Source organism: Mucilaginibacter dorajii (genome assembly GCF_024808255.1).
Lineage (GTDB): Bacteria > Bacteroidota > Bacteroidia > Sphingobacteriales > Sphingobacteriaceae > Mucilaginibacter > Mucilaginibacter dorajii.
On the sequence record NZ_JANTYS010000005.1, the window covers coordinates 240150 to 261835 of the forward strand.

The 21686-nt window shown below is 43.1% G+C and carries 22 protein-coding genes; 7 read left to right on the top strand and 15 right to left on the bottom strand.

All coding sequences use genetic code 11. The features are described from left to right. Positions 1-7 precede the first annotated feature (7 nt). Both FHS10_RS08970 and FHS10_RS08975 read right to left on the bottom strand, forming a co-directional pair. Positions 8-1072 carry a M20 family metallo-hydrolase gene (locus tag FHS10_RS08970; protein ID WP_259089507.1) on the bottom strand — a complete coding sequence of 355 codons (1065 nt, stop codon included), beginning with the start codon at positions 1070-1072 and terminating at the stop codon, positions 8-10. Between the two features lie 304 nt (positions 1073-1376). After that, positions 1377-2681 (bottom strand): MFS transporter, encoded by a 1305-nt coding sequence (locus FHS10_RS08975; protein ID WP_259089510.1) that lies wholly within the window; start codon positions 2679-2681, stop codon positions 1377-1379. Between the two features lie 108 nt (positions 2682-2789). On the opposite strand from FHS10_RS08975, the gene FHS10_RS08980 reads away from it, so the two are divergent. Both FHS10_RS08980 and FHS10_RS08985 read left to right on the top strand, forming a co-directional pair. Then, positions 2790-4076: a DUF2851 family protein gene (locus FHS10_RS08980; RefSeq protein WP_259089511.1), complete on the top strand. Its 1287-nt coding sequence runs from the start codon at positions 2790-2792 to the stop codon at positions 4074-4076. Position 4077: 1 nt separating this feature from the next. Next, the gene (locus FHS10_RS08985) at positions 4078-4299 is read left to right on the top strand and encodes a PspC domain-containing protein (RefSeq protein ID WP_259089513.1); all 222 of its coding nucleotides are present in this window, start codon (positions 4078-4080) and stop codon (positions 4297-4299) included. 34 nt (positions 4300-4333) lie between these two features. Here FHS10_RS08985 and FHS10_RS08990 read toward each other — a convergent pair whose 3' ends face one another. The 6 genes from FHS10_RS08990 to FHS10_RS09015 all read right to left on the bottom strand — a co-directional run bounded on the left by FHS10_RS08990 (position 4334) and on the right by FHS10_RS09015 (position 10551). Then, positions 4334-4714, bottom strand: a complete 381-nt coding sequence (locus tag FHS10_RS08990; protein WP_259089514.1) for a DUF1493 family protein — start codon at positions 4712-4714, stop codon at positions 4334-4336. A 239-nt stretch (positions 4715-4953) separates the two neighbouring features. Next, entirely contained in the window at positions 4954-5766 is an 813-nt protein-coding gene (locus tag FHS10_RS08995; protein WP_259089516.1) for a class I SAM-dependent methyltransferase, read from the bottom strand. Further along, complete coding sequence (locus FHS10_RS09000) at positions 5763-7235, bottom strand: B12-binding domain-containing radical SAM protein (RefSeq protein ID WP_259089518.1); 1473 nt, start codon at positions 7233-7235, stop codon at positions 5763-5765. Before FHS10_RS09000 ends, FHS10_RS08995 begins: the two co-directional genes overlap by 4 nt. Before the next feature lie 4 nt (positions 7236-7239). Continuing rightward, positions 7240-8289 carry a radical SAM protein gene (locus FHS10_RS09005; RefSeq protein WP_259089520.1) on the bottom strand — a complete coding sequence of 350 codons (1050 nt, stop codon included), beginning with the start codon at positions 8287-8289 and terminating at the stop codon, positions 7240-7242. Positions 8290-8292: 3 nt separating this feature from the next. Beyond that, positions 8293-9039, bottom strand: coding sequence for a class I SAM-dependent methyltransferase (locus FHS10_RS09010; protein ID WP_259089521.1), 747 nt, complete (start codon positions 9037-9039; stop codon positions 8293-8295). A 12-nt stretch (positions 9040-9051) separates the two neighbouring features. Beyond that, positions 9052-10551 carry a B12-binding domain-containing radical SAM protein gene (locus FHS10_RS09015; RefSeq protein WP_259089526.1) on the bottom strand — a complete coding sequence of 500 codons (1500 nt, stop codon included), beginning with the start codon at positions 10549-10551 and terminating at the stop codon, positions 9052-9054. 183 nt (positions 10552-10734) lie between these two features. Between FHS10_RS09015 and FHS10_RS09020 the strand changes: the two genes are divergently transcribed. Genes FHS10_RS09020 through FHS10_RS09030 form a run of 3 tightly spaced genes read left to right on the top strand, consistent with a single transcriptional unit; the run spans position 10735 to position 13768 of the window. Next, positions 10735-11475, top strand: coding sequence for a class I SAM-dependent methyltransferase (locus FHS10_RS09020; RefSeq protein ID WP_259089527.1), 741 nt, complete (start codon positions 10735-10737; stop codon positions 11473-11475). Then, positions 11475-12644, top strand: coding sequence for an amidohydrolase family protein (locus tag FHS10_RS09025; protein ID WP_259089534.1), 1170 nt, complete (start codon positions 11475-11477; stop codon positions 12642-12644). Before FHS10_RS09020 ends, FHS10_RS09025 begins: the two co-directional genes overlap by 1 nt. Positions 12645-12646: 2 nt before the next feature. Beyond that, entirely contained in the window at positions 12647-13768 is a 1122-nt protein-coding gene (locus FHS10_RS09030) for a glycosyltransferase (RefSeq protein WP_259089536.1), read from the top strand. 302 nt (positions 13769-14070) lie between these two features. Here FHS10_RS09030 and FHS10_RS09035 read toward each other — a convergent pair whose 3' ends face one another. From FHS10_RS09035 to FHS10_RS09050, 4 genes are all read right to left on the bottom strand, one after another. Next, entirely contained in the window at positions 14071-14367 is a 297-nt protein-coding gene (locus tag FHS10_RS09035; protein WP_259089539.1) for a hypothetical protein, read from the bottom strand. A 7-nt stretch (positions 14368-14374) separates the two neighbouring features. After that, on the bottom strand, positions 14375-16591 hold the full coding sequence (locus tag FHS10_RS09040; RefSeq protein ID WP_259089541.1) for a transferrin receptor-like dimerization domain-containing protein: 2217 nt from the start codon (positions 16589-16591) through the stop codon (positions 14375-14377). A gap of 88 nt (positions 16592-16679) precedes the next feature. Next, positions 16680-17102, bottom strand: a complete 423-nt coding sequence (locus FHS10_RS09045) for a VOC family protein (RefSeq protein WP_259089546.1) — start codon at positions 17100-17102, stop codon at positions 16680-16682. Positions 17103-17175: 73 nt separating this feature from the next. Then, positions 17176-17739 (bottom strand): sugar O-acetyltransferase, encoded by a 564-nt coding sequence (locus tag FHS10_RS09050; protein WP_310504183.1) that lies wholly within the window; start codon positions 17737-17739, stop codon positions 17176-17178. A gap of 338 nt (positions 17740-18077) precedes the next feature. Here FHS10_RS09050 and FHS10_RS09055 point away from each other — a divergent pair, with 338 nt between their 5' ends. Continuing rightward, complete coding sequence (locus tag FHS10_RS09055) at positions 18078-18872, top strand: oxygenase MpaB family protein (RefSeq protein ID WP_259089547.1); 795 nt, start codon at positions 18078-18080, stop codon at positions 18870-18872. On the opposite strand, the gene FHS10_RS09060 is transcribed toward FHS10_RS09055, so the two are convergent. Both FHS10_RS09060 and FHS10_RS09065 read right to left on the bottom strand, forming a co-directional pair. Next, on the bottom strand, positions 18842-19345 hold the full coding sequence (locus tag FHS10_RS09060) for a hypothetical protein (RefSeq protein WP_259089548.1): 504 nt from the start codon (positions 19343-19345) through the stop codon (positions 18842-18844). The two genes, FHS10_RS09055 and FHS10_RS09060, sit on opposite strands and share 31 nt — an antisense overlap. Positions 19346-19399: 54 nt before the next feature. After that, positions 19400-20335, bottom strand: a complete 936-nt coding sequence (locus FHS10_RS09065; protein WP_259089555.1) for a cation diffusion facilitator family transporter — start codon at positions 20333-20335, stop codon at positions 19400-19402. Positions 20336-20515: 180 nt separating this feature from the next. Here FHS10_RS09065 and FHS10_RS09070 point away from each other — a divergent pair, with 180 nt between their 5' ends. Next, positions 20516-20893, top strand: a complete 378-nt coding sequence (locus FHS10_RS09070) for a hypothetical protein (RefSeq protein WP_259089557.1) — start codon at positions 20516-20518, stop codon at positions 20891-20893. Positions 20894-20984: 91 nt separating this feature from the next. Here the strand turns inward: FHS10_RS09070 and FHS10_RS09075 are convergent, their stop codons facing one another. Further along, positions 20985-21560: a hypothetical protein gene (locus tag FHS10_RS09075; protein WP_259089558.1), complete on the bottom strand. Its 576-nt coding sequence runs from the start codon at positions 21558-21560 to the stop codon at positions 20985-20987. Positions 21561-21686 lie beyond the last annotated feature (126 nt).

Sequence of the window (21686 nt, forward strand, 5' to 3'; positions counted from 1 at the left end):
GGGGGCTTTAGTTTATACTCTCCAACATCTTAATATACAGCTCTATCCCTTCCCTGATCTCCTCAACATAAACAAACTCATCTGCAGTATGTGAACGTGCCGAATCGCCGGGGCCAACTTTAATAGATGGGATATCCAACAATGATTGATCTGACGTGGTAGGCGAACCGTAGGTTGTTCTGCCTAAAGCGATACCAGCCTGAACTATCGGGTGTTCTTTGGGTATAGACGATGGTTTTAAGCGAATAGAACGCGGCACCACATCACAACTTACATGCTGGCGAATGATCTCTAAAACCTCCTCGTTACGGTAAGCATCCGTCACCCGAACATCTACCGTAAATACACAACTGGCCGGCACCACGTTATGTTGTGAACCCGCATTGATAATGGTAACCGACATTTTTATCGGCCCAAATACTTCCGACTCATTAGGGAATTTAAAGCTGCGGAACCATTCAATATCGGTTAGCGCTTTGTAAATGGCGTTTTCACCTTCTTCACGTGCGGCGTGCCCTGCCCTGCCATGAGCGGTGCAATCCAACACCATTAAACCACGCTCGGCAATGGCTAATTGCATCAGGGTAGGCTCTCCTACTATTCCAAAATCCAACTTACCAAGCTCAGGAATGATCAATTCAAGACCGTTAACACCCGAAATCTCCTCTTCGGCGGTTGTGGCCAGGCAAAAGTTATATTTTAGGTTCTCACGGTCGTGAAAATAAAGGAATACCGCTATAAGCGATACCAGGCAGCCACCGGCATCATTACTCCCCAAACCAAATAACTTACCATCTTCTATTTTAGCGTCATAAGGATCGCGGGTATAACCAGAATTTGGTTTTACAGTGTCATGGTGCGAGTTAAGCAGTATGGTGGGTTTAGCCGGATCAAAATATCTGTTCCAGGCCCAGATGTTATTGAGTTTGCGATGTGTGGTTACACCATGCTGTTGTAATAGTTGATCAATAAGATCGGCAGTGCGGTCTTCCTCTTTACTAAAAGAAGGTATAGATATCAGTTGTTGGAGTAATGTAACTGCCAGCTGAAAAAGATTGTTAGTATCGGTCATAGATGTTGGGTCAGTCTGCCCATAATGTTAAGCGGGCAAAATTAATAACTTTTTAGACTAGATGTGCAGATGTGCAAATTTCAGATGTGCAGATGAATTTTGCCTGAACCGCGATTTTGTCTGAACCCGGATTAATGGGGGGCGGTGACTAGATTTTGAGATTTTAATTGAACATATCCCCCTGCAAATCAAGATCCCATCAATCCAAAAATCTGTTTAATCTGAGTTCAGACAAAATCATTCTCAAATTTTCAAATTAAAAAAATCATCTGCACATCTGAAATCTGCACATCTGCATATCGGTTTACTCCTCTTCCATCTTCGAGTGTTTTTTTGTATCCCTCATCGTTATATAAAGTAACAATGACAATGCAATACAAACGGTTACATACCAGTAAAACCATTGGCTGTGATGCAATATCTTAAAGCCCAAAGCAATATACTCTGCCGAGCCGCCGAATATAGATACAGCTATAGCATATGGAAAACCAACGCCAAGGGCTCGGATATTTGCCGGAAAAAGCTCGGCTTTTACTACGGCGTTTATGGATGTATAGCCACTTATAATGATCAACGCCCCTAAAATTAGCGCAAAGGCAACCCAGGCATCTTTTGTACCACCAAGCAAGGTTAATATAGGGATAGTGGTGAGCGTGCCTAAAACACCAAAACCTATCAACAATGGCTTACGACCAATTTTATCAGATAGCAGGCCAAACAGCGGCTGCACCAGCATAAAAACCAAAAGGGTAAGGCTTGATATTAAAGTAGCTTCGGCTTTGTTAAAACCCGAGGTATCTACCAAAAACTTTTGCATGTAAGTGGTAAAAGTATAAAAGGCCAATGTGCCGCCCGCGGTAAGGCCAATTACGGTAAGTACCGCTTTAGGGTGTTTAGCCAATTCGGCAATGGTGCCATGCGTGATACCTGTTTTATCTTTTTCTTTAGTGAAAGATGCAGATTCCTTTAAACTACGGCGTAAATACATTGTAATAATGGCTAAAAAAGCGCCTATACCAAAAGCTATTCGCCAACCCCAATCATGCAATTGTTGCTCTGTTAAAAAGATCCGCTGCAATAGTATTAGCAAGCCCAGGGCAAGCAGTTGCCCCATAATAAGGGTTACATACTGAAAACTGGAATAAAAGCCCCGGTGTTTTCGGCCGGCCATTTCACTTAAATAAGTAGCGCTGGTGCCATATTCCCCGCCTACACTTAAGCCTTGAATAATTCTTGCCAAAACCAACAACAACGGCGCAGCAACACCTATAGTTTTATACCCCGGTGTAATCGCTATTAAAAGCGAGCCGAAGCTCATCAGTAAAACCGATACCGTAAGCGCTTTTTTACGGCCTTGCTTATCGGCATAGGTCCCCATTAACCAGCCGCCTATTGGCCGCATCAAAAAACCAAGGGCAAATACCCCCGCTGTATTTAAAAGTTGTGCGGTTTGATCACCTTTAGGAAAAAAAGTATTGGAAAAATAAAGCGAAAATGCTGAGTATACATACCAATCATACCATTCCACCAAATTACCTAATGAGCCACCTACAATAGATTTGATACGATCTCCCGTTGTTTTGAGACTATAGGTAGTTGAATTAGTCATAAATTGGTATTGTGCAGATTAGAAGCTAAATGTACCATAATCAAATTAGCCAACAAAAAACTTAATCAACCTAATCCAACTAAATCAACAGCTCACTATATTTAGCCCATGCTTTTTACCGAAGACTTTTTGCACTACGTATGGAAATTCAGATTGTTTGATCGCACCGATCTGCAAACAGAGGATGGGGAAGCATTAGAGATCTTTAGTACCGGCGTCCACAATACTGATTCGGGCCCTGATTTTCAAACCGCCCGCATTAAAATTGGCGATACCCTTTGGGCCGGTAATGTGGAGGTACACCTATCTGCTTCCGACTGGCAAAAGCACGGGCATACTACCGATAATGCTTATGACAACGTGATCCTGCACGTGGTTTACAATAACGACTTGCCCTTAGAATTAGCCAATAAACGTAAAGTACCCACCCTGCAATTAAAAGACAGGATCCCTGCCGAATTATACGCCCGCTATCACCAAATGGTATTTGGCAATCAAACTATCATTCCCTGCGAAGCGAGTATAGGCAGCATTGACGGCCTTATTATGCAAAACTGGCTTACCAGGGTATTGGTTGAACGATTGGAAAAGAAATCGACAGCAGTAGAAGCGGCTTTAGTGATTAATCGTGGTGACTGGGAAGAAACTTTTTACCAGTTTTTGGCCGCTAATTTTGGTTTTAAGACTAATGCTTTGCCATTTGAGCTATTGGCAAAATCGTTACCTCAACTCACCCTTGCCAAACATAAAAACAACCCAATGCAGGTTGAGGCCCTGATATTTGGCCAGGCCGGCTTTTTGGAGGGCGAATTAAAAGACGAATACCCGCTTAAACTCAAAAAAGAATATGATTTTCTGCGGAAAAAATACAGTCTTAAACCGATAGAAAATCATCTATGGAAGTTTATGCGACTAAGGCCACAAAATTTCCCAACGGTGAGGCTGGCGCAATTTGCCGCGCTGATTGTAAACTCCAATCACCTGTTTTCAAAAATTTTAGAGATCAAAGAGATTGACGCGTTAAGAAACCTCTTTGCATCCATCAAAACGAATGACTACTGGGACGATCATTTTAGGTTTGATGTGCCGTCGAAACCTGCCCCAAAAACAATGGGCGCTTCCTCGGTTGATATACTGCTGATCAATACGCTCGCATTATTCCTATTTAGCTATGGCACACACCATAAGCAGCAATATTATATTAGCCGGGCATTAAAACTTTTAGAAAATTTACCGGCCGAAAAGAACAATATTACCGATGATTTTGTTACCTTAGGGCTGAAAATTACAAACGCGTTTGAGTCGCAGGCACTGCTGGAACTAAAAAATAATTATTGTAATTACAAGAAATGCCTGCAATGCGGCGTTGGTAATAAAATATTAAAGCTTAGCTAACATGCTACAAAGAATCCTCACTTTTTTTGAACGGTACTCCTTCGGTGTATGCACTTACCTTGGCGAAAAGTTTAATGTACCCATCGCCAAAATCCGTTTGTTTTTCATATACTCTTCGTTTTTAGCTGTAGGTTTCCCGTTGATATTTTACTTTTTTGCCGGCATTGTATTAGATATCCGCCGGTATGTAAAACGCAGCCATACAAGGGCTACCGATCTTTAATACTGGAAAAAGAACCAATTAATTATAAGGAAGTTTATACCAGCATACCGGTAATCACGGCATCCTGCAGGTTGCGCACCCTAAATTTTGGCTTATAGCAATAGTGCGCCAATTGTTTTACCCAGATGCTATTGTAACCAAACATCATTTTTATAACCCTTACCCGGGTTGAGCCTTTGGGATAGCCATATTTATACCAGGTAAATTTAGATTGATCGACGTTAAACTGGTCGGCAAAATCGGCAAGAAAAAGATCAATTTCAATATCAAAAATATCCAGATCAAGATCGATACTGGTATCCAAACATAAACTGCGTGGATCAACACTACGGATCTTATAACGATTGCAATAATCAACAATAAATTCTTTTAAAGGAGGCAATATATCTTCCATCATTTGAATAGGTTTGATCATTTTGTTTATAGGACGTCAATAAAAAAACAAAGGTTGCATCGTGGAGACTTATTTTTTGAAAAAAGGTTACTAAAACATTGAAATTATTAAAACAACAGCATCAATAATCCTTAAAACGATGATACTGTGAAAGTTATTTTACAATTAAAGAAAAAATGCGAAACGAAATGCTGAGAAGCCCTTACCCTCTTGTTTGGACAGGCTCATGACACCTTTTGCCGACTCCCAGCTTTGAAAAATTATTTCTTCTGTAAAGAAATGATAAAGTAATCACCCATATATTTCCATGGCCAGCTGCTTTTGAACTTATCTTCCTTTGAGCGGAGATAATTATAAAATTTGGGATGTTTTTCTGCAAAGCCTTCAATGTACGATGGCGGGACTATCGTACATAAACCCTCCACGCCTAATACATCAAATGATTTACGCAAGGTATTGATAACGAAAGATGGGGTATGATAAAAACACTTAAAATAAGTCCCCTCAATATGGGCTGTTCTGCCTTTGCGGGCGAAGAAGCGCCTTGTGGCTGTTTTGAATTTGCCTTTAAAGATCAGCAGTGTTTCCCAAAGGCAAAAAGGCGGGATAATAACCATGGTTACTTTGCCTCCAGGCTTAAGTAGTTCATCAAATGAAAGCAGCACTTTTTCCAATTCGCCGGTACAATTAAGGCCGCCGAAGTTGGAAAAAATATGATCATAGGGGCCTTGTTGTTTCAACAGATCAAGCTGGGTATATGAACAGGTTTCCAGGCTGATCCGATCCCGATAGGACTCTGATTTCTGTTTCAAAACAGCCTGCATCCCGGTTGACACATCGGTAGCATGCACGAAATGACCCTGTTGCGCAAAATAAATGGCATCCTCGCCGGTACCACTGTTGAGTTCCAGTATCCTGCTGCCGGGTTTCAGGTATTGCATTACATGCTCCCTAACCCGTGCACGTTTATAGTTGATGATGGTATTGGCCGAATAAATTTCATCAAACACCACTGACTGCCTGCTAAAGGCATCCGAAGCACTGATTTCGTTATCTGCAACAACCTGGCTCATATTACCTTTTCCAATTTATTTAATTTAAATCCCTCTATTAAGGTTGCCGGCGCATGGTATAAAAAGGATGCCGCTTTGCGGATGCGTTTTATGTTTGGTTTAAACGGATCTTTGAGCAATTTAAGCAGGTTGTATTTGGCAAGGTGGGCGTGGTAATTCTGGTGCACATAGCGGTGCAATTGCTTATAGTATGCCGGGGTAAAGGTGTTGCTGAACATCAAAGCCATCTCATCGCTATCCGTCCAGTTGGTTTTTTGTAGTAGCTCGGCCTTTACTTTCTCGAAGAATAAGGTGCCTGGTAAAGGGTACGATACCGAGATACCTATTTCATGCGGCAGCAATTCATTGATCATGCTGATGGTTAAGCCGATGTCCTCTTTGGTTTCGCCGGGATAGCCAAATTGAATGAAAAACGACGGTTTGATGCCATGCTTTTTCATCAGTTTAGTAGCGGTACCAATCTGACCAATGGTAGTCCCTTTATCCATCGCGTCCAGTATCCGTTGAGAACCACTTTCGGCACCTATCCATACGTTTTCACAACCCGATGAGGCCATTGCCGCCACCTCAACGTTATCCAATAGCAAATCGGCGCGGGATTGGATCTTGTACCGTAGCGTCAGCCCCTCCTGGTTAACCAATCTGGCAAACTCTTTTACCCATCCTGGCTTCAATCCAAAAATGTCATCACAAAACCAGATGTGATCCATGTTGAACATTTGCTTCATCAGCTTTAGCTCGGTGATCACATTTTGCGGACTGCGTGAATTATACCTGTTGCCATAAATGGGCTTTGCGCACCAGTTGCATTTAAAGGGGCAGCCACGGGTAGTACCCACATTCATTGAAAAATAGCCGGCGTGGCTAAGCCAGCTTTCGCGGTACGGCGCAATATCAATCAGATCCCAGGCTGGCAGTGGCAAGCTATCCAGATCTTTTAAAACAGGGCGGGCCGGGGTTCTAAAAGGAAAGTTATCTTTCAGGTATGCAAGTCCTTGTATGTTGGATACATCGATGGCGCCATCTTTTATGGCATTGGTTAGTTCCAGTAGTGTTTGCTCGGCCTCGCCAATGATCACATAGTCGGCACCCTCCTGCAGGTATTCTTTGTAGCGATCTGTTGAATCGGAACTGGAAACAATTACGATGCAGCCACGCTGTTTGGCCAGCTTGCACATTTCAAAAGCGGCCTCGCGCATATTGGTGAGGCACATTTTGGTAAGGTAGTTAAAGCCATCGTCATAAATAACAAAAAAGCCGGGCTTTACCCTATCAATAACAGGCACCACATCGTTGGCGCTATGGCCAAACATATTATCAAAAAACGATACCTGGTAACCATGCACCCGCATATTGGATGCCGCGTACAAGGTGCCCAACGGCGCGTATGGCTGACCAATGGCCCACTGCTTAGGGTCGAACCTTAAAAAATAAGAGTGGGTAAACAATATGTTATTCAACTGCTCCATATAGCTAAGACAGGTGAGTTAAAGGTGATAAATTGAGCGAACAAACGCATTTTACACAGGTTGGGTGTGCAGAGGTATTCAGCGTGCGCCTAAATTCAATAGCCGCAGTGCTATTCAAAATATTATTCAATGACGTATCGCGGATATTCCCCATTGATTCCAGGAAAAAGCATGGCCGCACGGTGCCATCAGCCTCCACAACGGTAGATACCCAGGGCGCGTTGCATTTTTTAAAGGGGAAAGGGTTTAGCTGGTAAAACGCGGCGTAATAGTGATACACGTCCTGGATTTTCTCCTTGCTTTCGGCAATAAAGCCATTATGAAATTCCTGGTTAAACTCCTTAAACAGGTAGCTGATCACTTCGCAAAGCTCAGGTAGTTCTTTTTCCGATATCAGGATCTCGTGCTGCTTGGGTTCTTCCCAGGCTTGCTGGCGGTTAAAGGCGTGGCTGCTAACATCGGCTGGTAAAAAACTTACCTGGTTAAGGCCCATCTTTTTAGCCTCGGTAATGATAGCCGGCCAGTTGCGGTAGTTAAGCCGGTGAATTACCGTGCGCCCGGTAATGTGATAAGCCGGGTTCAGTTTTTTGATGTGCTCCACTCCTTCCTTTAGCTTTTTAAAGGCATTGGGAATGTTCCTGATAGCGTCATGCAGCATTTCATCGCCATCGATAGATACAATTACTTCGCTTACGTATTTTAAAATATCATCGGCATTGGCTTTAATAGATAGCCCGGTGGTAAGTAACACCACGCTAATGCCGGCAGATTTGAGGATACGGCACAAAGCGAAAAAGTTAGTGTTCAGCAAAGCTTCCCCGCCAGACATGAGCACCTGGCTTGTACCCAGTTCCTTCAATGAAGCCAGTAAATCGGTAATATCCGCCTCGGTCAGTTGTTTCAGGTTTTTGTTATCCTTCCAGATATCACACATCACACAACGGCAGTTACAGGCGCTGTGCGGCATTAAAATCACGATAGGCAATGCCGATATCCTGTGTGTTTGCAGGGTACGGTAGCGCTTGTAAGTATGCAATACGGTTTGCGCGTTCATTGCTCAGGGTTTTAATTTTATCCAGTAAAAAATTCCCTGCCTTTTAAGCCTGTTCAAAAGGGTTGTGGGGTCAAACATAATTTTATGCTTAAAATGCATTACATCCTTCAGCAAATGATGAAAATAGTATGGCGCCATTTGTGGATAACCCAATGATGTAAAATATTCCAGGCTCCGCTCCGTAGCAATTTTCAGTTCACCGGCATGATAAAAATGCGTATCCAGTACATGCATCCGCCCATTTGCACTAAGCAGATCGAAGGCATTTTTAACAACATCTTTCAGCACCGGGAAATATTGGATAGAGGCAGCAAAAACGATCACGTCAAACTTTCCCCCGTCATTAAAACTATTGGCGCTAAATGAACCGTGAATAAATTTCAAATTGGGCTTTTTAAAAACACGGATCGCCTGGTCAATTTCTATCCGGTTAGGGTCAATTCCTGTTACTTTGGCGTTTGGAATCCTCGCAAGCTTTGCAGAGAACCAGCCATTACCACATCCAACCTCCAGGATATTTAACGACTTGCGTTCTTTTTTAAGAGAATCGATCAATTGCTCTGCCGAATGTTTCCTCAGCTTCCACTCTTTATAATACCGATGCCCGGCGTCAATATGGGGCAAGGCAGCCACTTGCTTGTCGCTATATAACCTGCCTTCTTTATCGCGCACAGCAACATACATTTCCTCAAACGCTTCATCGGCAGTTGGGTTGTACTTAGGGGTAATATCAGTTACAGCGCTTTTCAAATGTTCAATCAATTAAAATCCCTGGATCTCTGGCTGGCGGTATTCCCACAACCTTTGCAACAGTTTTATCTCGTAAGGATATTTATACAGGTTTGCTTTGTAACGGATGGTTGATACCAGCTTAATGGCTTTTCTTTTCAGCTCATTTAGCTTAATATCGGTAACTGTTGGATATACGCCGTTAAGCACCGTTTCAAAATTTCTGATCTTATCAATCATCTCGGGCGTTAACCAGGGCGTTAAAGGATTTTTACGCAGATCAAAACTTTCCCAGGCCGGGCTTACCCAGTCTTCCAGTGTTTGTGGATATTTAAACCCTTCGGCCTGCACCTGTTTAAACAACTCCGATCCTTCGGTAGGTACCGGTGTATAGGTGTAGATCACGATCTCGGTGTCGGGGTTTACAGCCTTCACCTTCTTTATAAAGTTGATATCAAAATCAATTTGCGCCTGTACTTTTTCCGGCGATGAAGCTGGCGTGCCTAAAACAAAGGAATATTCGGGGATGATATCAAATTTCTTCAACCGTTCTGCAAAGCGGATAATCTGCTCGCCGGTTTGGGTACCGCCTTTGTCCATTTGTGCAAGTACCTCGTCGTTACCGCTTTCGGCACCAAAAAAGATACATTTACAGCCCGAGCGACGGATAAGCTCCAACGAACTATCCTTAAACTTATCCATGGTATCAATACGGGCCATGCCCCACCAGGTCATATTTTCGGGTTCAATCAGTTTGGCAAAGTCAACCGCCCGTTTTTCAGATACAAAAAAGTTATTATCATGAAACTCAATGGCATCGGCACCATATTTATCTTTAATGTATTTAACGTCTTTATATACATGCTGAGCCGATTTCGCTTTCCAGCGGGCCTCATAAATAGGCACCACCGCGCAAAACGAGCAGATGAACGGGCAGCCAATGCTTGAGTGGTAAGCCATGGTATGCTCACCCAAATAGGTTTTCCCCAGGAATTTTTGCAGGGGATAAAACGTGCCTAATTTATCGTAGGGTAACGGTGGTAATGAATCCTGGTCTAACAGGTCTTCTTTAATGGTTTTGGTGATCTTACCATCTACCTTGTAGATCAGGTTTTTAATGAACTCGTAAGGTTCATGTTTTTCCAACGCATCTATCAACCTGGGGAAAGCGTTATCACCGGGCCCGTTGATAATAAAATCAACATAACCCGAATCCAAAACCGCTTTGGGCTGATTTGATGGAAAATAGCCACCCCAGATCATGGTAGTACGGGGGTATTTTTCTTTAATGGCTTTTGATATTGGCAAAGCCTCTTTTAACTGCGGACCAGGCATTACCGTAAAACCCAGGTAACCAAATTCGCCGGTTATTAAATAGCTTTCTATCTTTTTCCAGGCATCGGCCTCGCAATTACCATCTACAATTACCCATTCATATTTGCCATCAACAGATGCCGCAATATTTAAAATAGAATTTGGAATGCGATACTTTGCATTGGCGCTTTTAGGGTTGTAAAGTAAGATCTTATTCATACGGTATGTGGTTTTTATAGTAAGCGATGGGCTTTAACACCCATCGCCCCCAAACCCAGATCAACAATTAAACTATTCATAATACACTACGAGGGCTATTTGCCCGTGGTTGCCTTGTCCAATAATAAAAACACGGGCAACCCTGCAGCCTTCGTCACCGTTATTGTTATAAAAACGCGTACTATGCTGGCAACCATCAAAAACTATATTAAAAGCAAGGTAAATCACCCCTCTGTTACCGAAAAAAGCGTAGTAGAAGCCTATGACCTTTGGGCAAGCGATTACGATATGCAGCCGGGCAACCTCATGCTGCACCTTGACGAAAAACTATTTGCCGGTTTAATTGAGGCTGTTCATATCCAGGGCAAACAGGTGGCCGATATTGGTTGCGGCACAGGCCGGCAGTGGCCTGCTATTTTTAGCAAACAGCCGGCAAGCTTAACCGGCTTTGATGTATCGGGCGGGATGCTGCAAAAACTAAAAGAGAAATATCCGGCAGGCCATATCAGCCAGATCACCGATAACCTGTTTTCCAATATCCCCGATGCCTCGTTTGATGTTATTGTTTCAACGCTTACTGTAGCTCATATCGAAAATATTGAAGAAGCCCTGCATGCCTGGACACGCTTATTAAAACCCGGTGGCGAAATCATCATCACCGATTTTCACCCGCATACACTGGCTTTTGGTGGCAAGCGGACCTTTAAACACGATAATACTTTAATGGCGGTGCGCAATTACGTACACCCTATTTATACGATTAAGGATATACTCATCAGCAATAATTTTAGCCTGATAGCCCAGCAGGAAATTAAAATTGACGACACCATGCGTTCATTTTACGAAGCAGCCAACGCTTTGCATGTTTATGAAAAGTACCATGGCTTCCCGGTTATTTACGGCATTCACTTAAAAAGGGACTAATGGTATTGGCGAATGTTCAACTGGCAGATAGTGGGCCGTTGGTAAACATCCGGTTTGTTGGCGATAAAATAGGCGAGGTAAGCCCATCCCCGATTGATGCAGGTGATGATCTGCCGCTCCATTTTGATGACTGCATCATCTTCCCCGGACTCATCAACTCGCATGAGCATCTTGATTTTAACCTGTTCCCGCAGTTGGGTAACCGAGTGTACAATAATTACACCGAATGGGGTGCTTATATCCACCAGGAATTTAAGGCCGAAATAGCCGCCGTTTTAGAGGTGCCGCAATATTTACGTACGCTTTGGGGTATGTATAAAAACCTGCTTTGTGGGGTTACCACGGTTGTAAATCATGGTGAGGTATTATCGGTAAATAACGCGCTCATCAACATTATTGAAAACACGCATGATCTGCATTCGGCGGCATTTGAAAAACGCTGGAAATTAAAGCTTAACAATCCCGCCAAAAGAAAACTGCCTGTGGTGATCCACACAGGCGAAGGCACAGATGGAGCTGCTTTGAAGGAGATTGATAGTCTCATCAGCTGGAATAAGCTGGGCCGCGATCTGATTGGCATTCATGGGGTAGCCATGACTCCCGCGCAAGCTCCTTTTTTTAAGGCAATTGTGTGGTGCCCGCAATCAAATTATTATCTACTCAACAAAACGGTGGCCATTCAAAAGCTGAAGCCTTTTACCAGCATACTTTTCGGTACCGACTCTACGCTTACCGGCAATTGGAATATTTGGGAACACATCGGCGTGGCACGTAAAACCGGCATGCTTAACGATGCTGAACTTTATGAAGCCTTAACCAAAACCGCGGCCAGCATTTGGGGTACCAATAACGGCGAAATTGCTAAAGGCAAAGCAGCCGACCTTGTTATTGTAAAACCCAAAAACAAACCCGCCGGATCAGGTGCGTTTTATGCTACCCAACCGGCAGACATTCAACTTATTGTTCATAACGGTAACGTTCGCCTGTTTGACCAGGAATTATTACCTAAATTAGTTGTTAAACTTAAAGGAAAGCAATTTAGCCTCATCCATTTGGGAGACAGCTATAAATATATTGAAGGAGATTTAGGTGCATTAACTGATACTATTCAATCCTATTTACCAGGCGCTGCTTTTCCGTTTGAGTTTATACAGCAACAAATATTCTAACCTTGATCAAAGTAGTCGACCTTATTTACCATTCGCATTTAAATTATTCAAAACCTGCCGATGTTTTGGAAAACCATGCCCCTGCCCTAAGCTTTGCATCCTATTTAAAAGATAAACTCGATTTTACTTTTGTAAAACACGCGGGGTTTGAACAGCATGTGATCATGGACGACACCCCCTATTATTTTTTTAAGGGCGACAATAAATTCTGGTCGGTTTCCTTAAAAACACACCGGTTTATTAAAAAATTGAACCCGGACGTAATTATGGTGCAAGGGCTGGTATTCCCGGTACAGGTGATGTTTTTGCGGTTGTTTTGCAGCAAAAAGTTCAAACTCATTATTCAGCACCATGGCGAATTGCCTTCAAAAGGCATCAAAGGTCGATTGGAAAAAATAGCCTGTAGCATGGCCGATGCCTTTTTCTTTACCTCGAACGGGAATGCCGATATCTGGAAACAGAAAAATATCATTGCAGCTAACGCGAAGATATATGAGGTTTTAGAGGCCTCAACCAGTTTTAAACCAATAGATAAACAGGCAAGCAAAATACACACCGGCATTACCGGCGATTGCAATTTACTTTGGGTTGGCCACCTAAATGCCAATAAAGATCCCCTAACGGTTATCAACGGCTTCGAACAATATTTGGCTATAAATCCCGAAGCTAAGCTGTATATGATCTATCAAAGCGATACCCTGCTTGCCGATATTAAGCAAAAGCTGGCATCAAATGCCGCGTTATCAAACGCCGTAATTTTAGTGGGTAAAATAACTAATGCCGATATGCCTTATTGGTTTAGCGCGGCAGATTTCTATATATCGGGCAGCCATAAAGAAGGCAGTGGATACGCTTTGTTAGAAGCCATGGCCTGCGGCTGCATCCCGGTTGTTACCAATATCCCATCGTATCAAAAAATTACCGCAAATGCCGAATACGGATTCCTGTATCCCGCCGGTGATGCCAACGCCCTGGGCAATACCCTAAAAGCGACTATAGGTATGAACCGGCAAAAATTATCGGCCACAGTTTTGGCTCATTTTGAACAAAGCCTGAGTTTTAAGACGATTGCCGATGATCTGGTAAGGATTTGCGGGGAAATGACGGATACCAATCACCGTTAGACAACCAATGTAATGGCTTTAAAAGGAGGCTCCTATGGAGCCAAAATCAGGACAAGACAATCGCTATAAACACGTAACTCCGCTGGAGTTGTAAAATCATAGGCTACAGCGTAGCCACGTGTTTATAGCATAGATAAATTACTGATGTTTTGGCTCCGTAGGTGCCACGTCTCTTTACTCCCATGGGTTACAATTATCTCCCGCTGACTTTTAGCCTATGGGGCACCATGGTTGCAGGTTTTAGCTGCCCCGCCCGCATTGAGTGTAAACGGAAGCCACGGGCTTCAACCAGTTTTACCTATTTAATCGCCTATAGCTAACAATCCATCCTTCACTATGCTGAGCTTGCCAATCAGATTTAAGCGTGCATGTTTACTATACGGATCAACGATATCAGCTAAGCTTTTATTAATAAGTGAAACAATCAACGGCACATGATCCTGGTAGATCCTTGTTTTTCCGTATGGATCGATAAAAATCCCGGTCAGCTTTTTATAATCGACCCAAATATCTTTCATTGATTCAAATTCTTTATCGCCAACAGAAAATAACAAATGCTGAGTTTTAAGGTCAGTCAGGGTATAAAAATCAAGTGCCATATACCCTCTACTTCGCCCCTGCCGCCAAATACACCGCCAAAGCGTTGATCCTGCCTGCCACTATACCTATCTGTTCTTTCACTTCAGTCCAATTACGTTGCTCAATAGCTTCACGGATACCGGGCACAGTTTTAACGCCATAACCGGTATAAAAGCCGGGCGCGTAAATGGTGTGTTTGTACCAGCCGCGGCGTGGCAGGCCTTCTACAGTAAGTAATTGCTGCTCGGCCTGGTAAAGTAGTTTGTTTAGTTTATCATGGTCGCCATCTTTCAATACCGAAGCGTTCCAATAAGCAGCCAGTTTATCGGCACTCTTTTTCAAAGAATCCAAAGCTCCTGTAAGGGGTTTAAAATCGATAGGTGGCACGGTGTCTTTAGCTACCGGGGCTTTATATTGTACTGTTGGATCTGCAGCCAGGTTATAGTAGTTTGCTTTAATGAGCTGATTATCAATTTTGGTAGCTTCGCGCGTATCATCGGCGAGTTTGGTAAGCTCAGTTGCATATTTGCTGATGGTGGCCTGCAGGCTGCGGAAATCAAAAGGTAAAACGTCGGCATCGGCCATGCGCAATACGGTATGCCCGGCGGTTTCACTTAATGCTACGCCGTAAGCAAAATCGGGATCTTTAAAGCGTTTGTAATCATCAAAAGAATCGTAGATAGAATGGTATTCGCCACCGCCATCTTCGCCGCCAAAACCAAAATCAAGCGTTGGGATACCTAAATGCTGTAAAAATGCAGAGAAATCGGAACCAGACCCCAGTGCTTCCAGTTTTTCGCCTTTACGATCCAAAATATCTTTTTTATCACTTGTTGATTTGGCGTTCACCAATTGCATTGCCCTCTTCCTATCAAACACGCTTACCTTAGTCTGCGGATCGGTTACGCCTTGCGTTACTTCGTCAATTAAACTTTCAAGCGCCTGTGAGCCGCCTGCACCTAAAAAGCCGCGGGCGTTACTATCCGAATTAATGTAAACCACCGCTTTTTGCTGTAGTTCCTTATCATGGCCTTCGGCAAACTCCGTTGAGCCAAGCAGACCTGGCTCTTCGCCATCCCACGAGCAATAAATGATACTGCGTTTTGGTTTCCAGCCGGTCTTCAGTAAATCGCCAAGGGCTTTGGTTTCTTCAATCATAGCTGCTTGTCCGCTTATCGGGTCATTGGCGCCGTTAACCCAGGCATCATGGTGGTTACCACGCATTACCCATTCATCGGGATAAACAGAGCCTTTAATTTTAGCTATAACATCATAAGCAGGCACTAAGTCCCAGTTAAACTCCGTTTTAAGGTGAACTATGGCCTTACCGCCGCCAATGTGGTAGGTAATAGGCAATGATCCGCTCCATCCCGCTGGTGCAACGGGGCCATCCAACGCGGCAAGCAGCGGCTGGGCATCATGGTAACTGATGGGCAATACCGGAATTTTCAATATCGTTACGGCGTCTTTTCTATCTAAACGTTTTGCATCTTTGGTAGCACCAACGCCCGGCGTAAGCGGATCGCCGGGATAGATCACCATATCCATCACAGAACCACGCTGAACGCCAAATTCATTTTTATAAGCGCCTTTAGGGTATACATCTCCTGCCGAATAACCATCATCAGCCGGATCTGAGTAAATTATACAACCAACAGCCCCGTGCTCATAGGCCACTTTAGGCTTAATGCCCCGCCATGACCGACCGTACTTTGCAATTACAATTTTGCCTTTTACATCAATGCCCATCGCTGCCAGTTTTTCGTAATCATCGGGCAAGCCATAGTTTACAAATACCAGTGCACCGCTTACATCGCCATCGGCACTCCAGGCATTGTAGGTAGGCAATTGATTGGGCTGACCAGATGTGGCATCCTGTGCCAAAGCCGGCTCTTTTAATAAAGCGGTATAGGTAGTTGGTCCCGTAAGTTCAAGCACCCTTGTCTTGGGTGTGGGGAACAGCACGGTATAAGTTTCAATATGTGCATCTAACCCATAGCTTTTATACATAGCCAATATTTTATCGGCAACTACTTTACTGCCCGGTGAACCCACGTTATGCGGAAACGCCGAAAGATCTTTAATGGTTTGCCCAATGCGTTGGGCACTCAAAGCCGCATCGAAAGTCTTTTCGGCAGCCAGCTGTTTGGCCGACGATGCGGGGGTAAAACCAATCAATGTTTTTTGCTGTGCGAAAGTTGTGGCAGATAAAGCCAGTAAGCCAAGGGTAAGGGTTTTCTTCATTGCAATTATTATGGTGATGCGTGAAGATAACGAAATATTTGGGTTTAATAGCAGCTATGGATCATGGGATTGTCCATCTTAATAAATATCACTCCGCCGGCCAATGAAAACAAAGCTGATAGCCGTCAGGGTCCTTCAGGTAAACGGCCTTAAAGCCGTAGCCGGTTATAAAGGGTTCAGTAGCTTTAACACCTTTGCTTTGCAGATGAGCATATAAGGCATCTGTTTCTCGGCAGCTAAAATAAAAAGTGGTATCGGCATGGGCATCAATGCGTGCCGGATCGGGCGCGGCAGGCCGGCGTTCTTTTTCATAGGCCGTATTTAGCATAAACTCAATATCGTTTAGTTGCAGCAGTACCCAATCCACATCGTCGCCATCGCCCGAGGAATATTTTATGGCAAAACCCAGCACATCCCGGTAAAAGGCAAGCGCAACGGGCATATCAAAAACGTGAATATACGGGGCAAGACCTTTAATGCTGAATGCCGGCTTACCTGTTAGATCACTCATAATCATCTTTACTAATGATACCTATCAAAAATAACGAATGAATATTTAAAATCGAACAACTCCCCGCAACTTATTAGGGCTCAATCTCTTTGATCACCCTGCAAGGGTTGCCAACAGCTACCACATTGGCCGGGATATCTTTGGTAACCACGCTGCCCGCGCCTATGGTGGTATTATCGCCAATGGTAACGCCGGGGCAAACAATTACACCACCGCCCAGCCAAACATTATTGCCTATGGTAATTGGTGCCGCGTATTCCGGGCCTTTAATGCGTTCTGATGCTATTACCGGGTGATAGGCGGTGTACAGCTGCACATTGGGCGCCATAAACACATTGTTGCCAAGGGTTACTTTGGCGCAGTCTAAAATAATACAGTTAAAGTTGAGGAACAGGTTATCGCCGGCAAAAATATTAAAGCCATAATCGCAATAAAACGGCGATTGGATATCAATGGCATTGGTAAAGCCGCCAAGCAATTCTTTCAAAACAGCACGCTTACCGTCCGTATTACCATAGCTAAGGGCGTTGTATTGCATCAAAAGCTTACGGGATTTTGAACGACCGGCAACCAGTTCGGCATCGCCGGCATTGTAAAGTTCCCCTGCTACCATTTTTTCAAGTTCGGATTTTTGCATGATCAAATATATCATAATAGCCCCAGGGAATTACCTCTAAAATTTTGTTGTGGTTTATATGACACAATTGCATTAAACTATGTCTTGTTGCTATTAAGTAGCGTATTTTCTCGTGCAAAGACGCTAAGAAGCAAAGGAAAATAAGCAAATTGATTTGCGCCTTAGCGTCTTTGCGCGAAATAAATTATTCCGTTTAAAAGCAATTTCTCTGATAATGGCCTTCCCCTTATTGCTTTTGTAATAAATTATCTTTTACTTTGTAAAACAAAGTACTTTTATTGCAAAATTTAACAAAGGTTAGGTATTGAAATGATTAGAAAAGCAGAAAGTACAAAAATATGAGTGGGATTAAATATTTTGTAAGCGAAGACTCTATAGTACGGAAGATATGGGGCAAGGCCGATACCATCCTGTTCATTTTTGCAGGGGCTGCTGCTGAATTTGCTTTAAATAAAGCGGTAGACTGGCTATATTTTACCGGCAGGCTGCCTGCCGACCCATTAGGTCGATTATTTTCCACGGTAGAATATTCCAGGCAGATCCTTTTCTCCAAGCAAGAGGATGCCTTTAAAGCGATTGACAGGATCAACGCCATCCACAAAGGTGTAGAAAACAGCCGCGGCGGGCAAATCCCGGATTGGGCATACCGGGATGTATTGTTTTTATTGATCGACCTATCCATTCGCTCTTACGAATTATTGGAACGCAAGCTTACCGATGCCGAAAAGGAAGAAACTTTTAATGTTTTTAATAAGGTAGGCCTTAGGATGCACCTGGCCGGCTTACCTCAAAACTATACGCAATACCTTCAAATGCGCGAAGAGCATCTGCAACAAAATTTGATCAACAGCGAATTTACAGTTGACCTTTACTTACAGTATAAAAAGCATCTTGGCTCGCTTCGTTACAGGGTGTTAAAGCAAGCCCAACTATTGGTTGCACCCAAAGAAGTACGCAAGCGGCTCAACCTGGGCTGGTTACCCTGGTTACAGGCAATAGTTTGGGGCTACAAACTTTTGCGGTTAATTAAGGTAGAGACCTTTTTGCGCAATGCTTTGCTGCCAAAGGCTTATAAAGCACAGATCATTGCTATGGACGTACCTTATCTTTCCAATTCAAGCTTTTCATCGTAGCTTAATTGAAGCGTATCTGCAACCATGTCAACGGTTGGCCGGAGTGTTAAATAAACAACCATTAAACAAACCGCCACAATAATGAAAAGCAGATTACCGGCAAGCAAAAAATTTACAATGGCAAATAACGCCGCTCCTTCAAATAATGCCGATCTGACGATTATCGCCGTTTGGAAAAATCTTAGCTTATCTGACAATGAATAATTCCCGGCCATACTCTTTTGCCGGTAAGCCGCCGTGAGTTTCTTAAAAATAAATATCCCTGCAAACGCGCAACACAGTGCAAAACCAGGCACAAAATAAAACAGGATATCTTTCTTTTCATTTACCAGATCTAAATGAATTGGGTTGGTATTTACCAAAAAGGTAACCACAACAAACATCAGCTGCCCGGCCAGCAGCGCGAAATAAATAATAAGGGTTGATCGTAAAATACTTTTTGAATCGAGGTTAAGCGGCTGATTGTTGTACATGATAGCAAATGGTTTGGTGACGCATATTAAGCAATTTCGGCGTATTTAACACACTCAAATGTATAACTGCACATTGTGACTCACCTTACCTAAAAAAGTATCGGGCTGTATGATCACAAAATGAATGAGGTTATACTCATCCTTGATCTGGTTGCGCAGGCGCACAATGGTTTTATCTAAGGAAAGCACATCCAGATCAGTTTTAAACGCGATGATGAGCATCAACACGATCTCGTTGGGTGATTGATAGGTAGATAGGATATGCATCAGCTTGATCACATCTTTATCCTGTTCCACAATTTCGGTAATCCGTTGTTTTGTTGCTGTACCTATCCCCTCACCCATGAGCAGGCTGCGGCTTTCACGGGCCAGTATCAGCGATACACAAATAAGCAGGATGCCTACTAGCAACGATGCCAATCCATCAAGGTAATCGATGTGAAACGTGTGCCCCAGGTATAAACAGATAGCTACAATGAATAAACCGATCACAGCCGCACTATCCTCAAACAAAACCAAAAAAGTTGATGGGTCTTTACTTTTGGTGATAGCCCGCCACCAGGATAAACCACCGCGCAACTTATTGAACTCCTTTGCGGCTATAATAAAAGACGAACCTTCAAATATTACCGAAATGCCTAACACCACATAGCTCCAGGTAGGATCGCCAGGTTTATCGGGGTGCATAATGTGGGTGATGCCCTGGAACATGGAAACGCCACCACCAAGCCCGAATATCAGGATAGAAACGATGAATGAATAAAAATAAAGCTCCTTACCGTAACCAAAGGGATGTGTGGCGTCGGGTTCTTTACGGCTTTGCCTTAATCCAAAAAGCAGCAAAACCTGGTTGGCTGTATCAACAACAGAATGCACCCCCTCGGCTATCATGGCCGCGCTATTGCTAAAAAAGCCCGCAACAAATTTGGTTAAAGCAATAAGCAAATTTGCCGCCAGCGCGGCATAAATAGACTTGTTTGATGAGGCCATATGCTCCTTAATGCTTTTAGGTAACTTATTGTTTTGATTACAGGTCTAATCAATCATAAAAAACTACATAATAAGGAGTTACAAGCAGCAACTTAAAACTTATGTGAATTAAAAAAAACTGTTAGCACTATCTAAGGTTATACCTATAGTTAATTTTCAATAATTAAAGGAAAATATATTATGAAAAATTTAAGAGTAACAGCAACCTTAGCGGCACTTACATTTGTGTGCTCAGTTGCATTTGCCGCCGGCAGTAAAAACGGCGATGAACCAAAACACAATCAACTTCATATAAAAAAGGCAGTAATGGTTACAGATACCATTCCTGGTAAAAAGAAAAAGACACCGAAGCTGCCGCAAACCCCTGCACCAACACCTGCACCTGCGCCAGCTCCAAACCCTACGCCAACAGATCCGGCTCCGGTACCAACACCTACCCCAACACCAAATCCTGCACCAAACCCAACGCCTACGCCGGCACCGGTGCCTACACCAAACCCAAGTCCAACACCTACACCAACACCTTCAACACCTACGCCTACAAAGCCGGGCTATTAATAGTACAACATCAAATGTTATGAAACACAAAGCCCTCCTGTTATTAAACAGAAGGGCTTTGTGTTTTAAGATAATATTATGGGAAGAGTAACTATTGACCGTTGTCGCCAAAAGTATATGGTAAGTTATCAAAAGTACCCAACAAGATCTGTGCTATTTCTATTGATACATAATTACCGTTGGCATCATAATTAACCTTTTTTGATGTAAATGAGTAAGTACCGGTTATTACCTTTTTAACGGTATCTATTGAGGTAATAGTAGCCGTACCTGAGCCATTTTCTACAGTGCCTGTTTGTACATAAACGTATTGGCCGGCATCGTTTCTTTGCAAAGTATAATAAGCCATGTTCAGTTTGCCGGTATCATCAACTTTAAAAACAGTAGCCACAGGAAAACTGTTGGTATTGGTACTGTTAGGCACATTCAGACTAAACCTAACTTGTTTATTATCAACCGAACCAAATACCGAAAAGGTTTTCACCTTGGTTGTAGGGTTAAAGAAAATCCTGGCTGTAACCGTATCCGGATACCATTCAACACCATTGATGTTTGCAGCCAATATTTTATCAGATGTGGTAGAAGCAGAAGTAACAACGTCTTTTTTACAGCTTTGGAAGTATATAGCCGGGATAAGTAACAGAACAATAAGTTGAATTTTCCTCATATATAAAGTTTGTGCTATTGCACTTTGCATATTTTATGCAAATAACGCTCTTTGCAGATTAATAATTACAACCAAAGTTAATTTTTTCACATATTTTAACATTCGGCATTTTTTGCATAGGCTGTT

Coding starts and splice junctions, on each gene's coding strand:
- FHS10_RS09035 (WP_259089539.1), bottom strand. CDS start 14,367: ATGGCACTTGATTTTTATACCCTGACTGACCTTAAAACTCAGCATTTG.
- FHS10_RS09060 (WP_259089548.1), bottom strand. CDS start 19,345: ATGTACAACAATCAGCCGCTTAACCTCGATTCAAAAAGTATTTTACGA.
- FHS10_RS09025 (WP_259089534.1), top strand. CDS start 11,475: ATGGTATTGGCGAATGTTCAACTGGCAGATAGTGGGCCGTTGGTAAAC.
- FHS10_RS08990 (WP_259089514.1), bottom strand. CDS start 4,714: ATGATCAAACCTATTCAAATGATGGAAGATATATTGCCTCCTTTAAAA.
- FHS10_RS08980 (WP_259089511.1), top strand. CDS start 2,790: ATGCTTTTTACCGAAGACTTTTTGCACTACGTATGGAAATTCAGATTG.
- FHS10_RS09000 (WP_259089518.1), bottom strand. CDS start 7,235: ATGGAGCAGTTGAATAACATATTGTTTACCCACTCTTATTTTTTAAGG.
- FHS10_RS09015 (WP_259089526.1), bottom strand. CDS start 10,551: ATGAATAAGATCTTACTTTACAACCCTAAAAGCGCCAATGCAAAGTAT.
- FHS10_RS08995 (WP_259089516.1), bottom strand. CDS start 5,766: ATGAGCCAGGTTGTTGCAGATAACGAAATCAGTGCTTCGGATGCCTTT.
- FHS10_RS08975 (WP_259089510.1), bottom strand. CDS start 2,681: ATGACTAATTCAACTACCTATAGTCTCAAAACAACGGGAGATCGTATC.
- FHS10_RS09075 (WP_259089558.1), bottom strand. CDS start 21,560: ATGAGGAAAATTCAACTTATTGTTCTGTTACTTATCCCGGCTATATAC.
- FHS10_RS09055 (WP_259089547.1), top strand. CDS start 18,078: ATGAGTGGGATTAAATATTTTGTAAGCGAAGACTCTATAGTACGGAAG.
- FHS10_RS09065 (WP_259089555.1), bottom strand. CDS start 20,335: ATGGCCTCATCAAACAAGTCTATTTATGCCGCGCTGGCGGCAAATTTG.
- FHS10_RS09020 (WP_259089527.1), top strand. CDS start 10,735: ATGCTGGCAACCATCAAAAACTATATTAAAAGCAAGGTAAATCACCCC.
- FHS10_RS09045 (WP_259089546.1), bottom strand. CDS start 17,102: ATGAGTGATCTAACAGGTAAGCCGGCATTCAGCATTAAAGGTCTTGCC.
- FHS10_RS09005 (WP_259089520.1), bottom strand. CDS start 8,289: ATGAACGCGCAAACCGTATTGCATACTTACAAGCGCTACCGTACCCTG.
- FHS10_RS08970 (WP_259089507.1), bottom strand. CDS start 1,072: ATGACCGATACTAACAATCTTTTTCAGCTGGCAGTTACATTACTCCAA.
- FHS10_RS09070 (WP_259089557.1), top strand. CDS start 20,516: ATGAAAAATTTAAGAGTAACAGCAACCTTAGCGGCACTTACATTTGTG.
- FHS10_RS08985 (WP_259089513.1), top strand. CDS start 4,078: ATGCTACAAAGAATCCTCACTTTTTTTGAACGGTACTCCTTCGGTGTA.
- FHS10_RS09050 (WP_310504183.1), bottom strand. CDS start 17,739: ATGCAAAAATCCGAACTTGAAAAAATGGTAGCAGGGGAACTTTACAAT.
- FHS10_RS09040 (WP_259089541.1), bottom strand. CDS start 16,591: ATGAAGAAAACCCTTACCCTTGGCTTACTGGCTTTATCTGCCACAACT.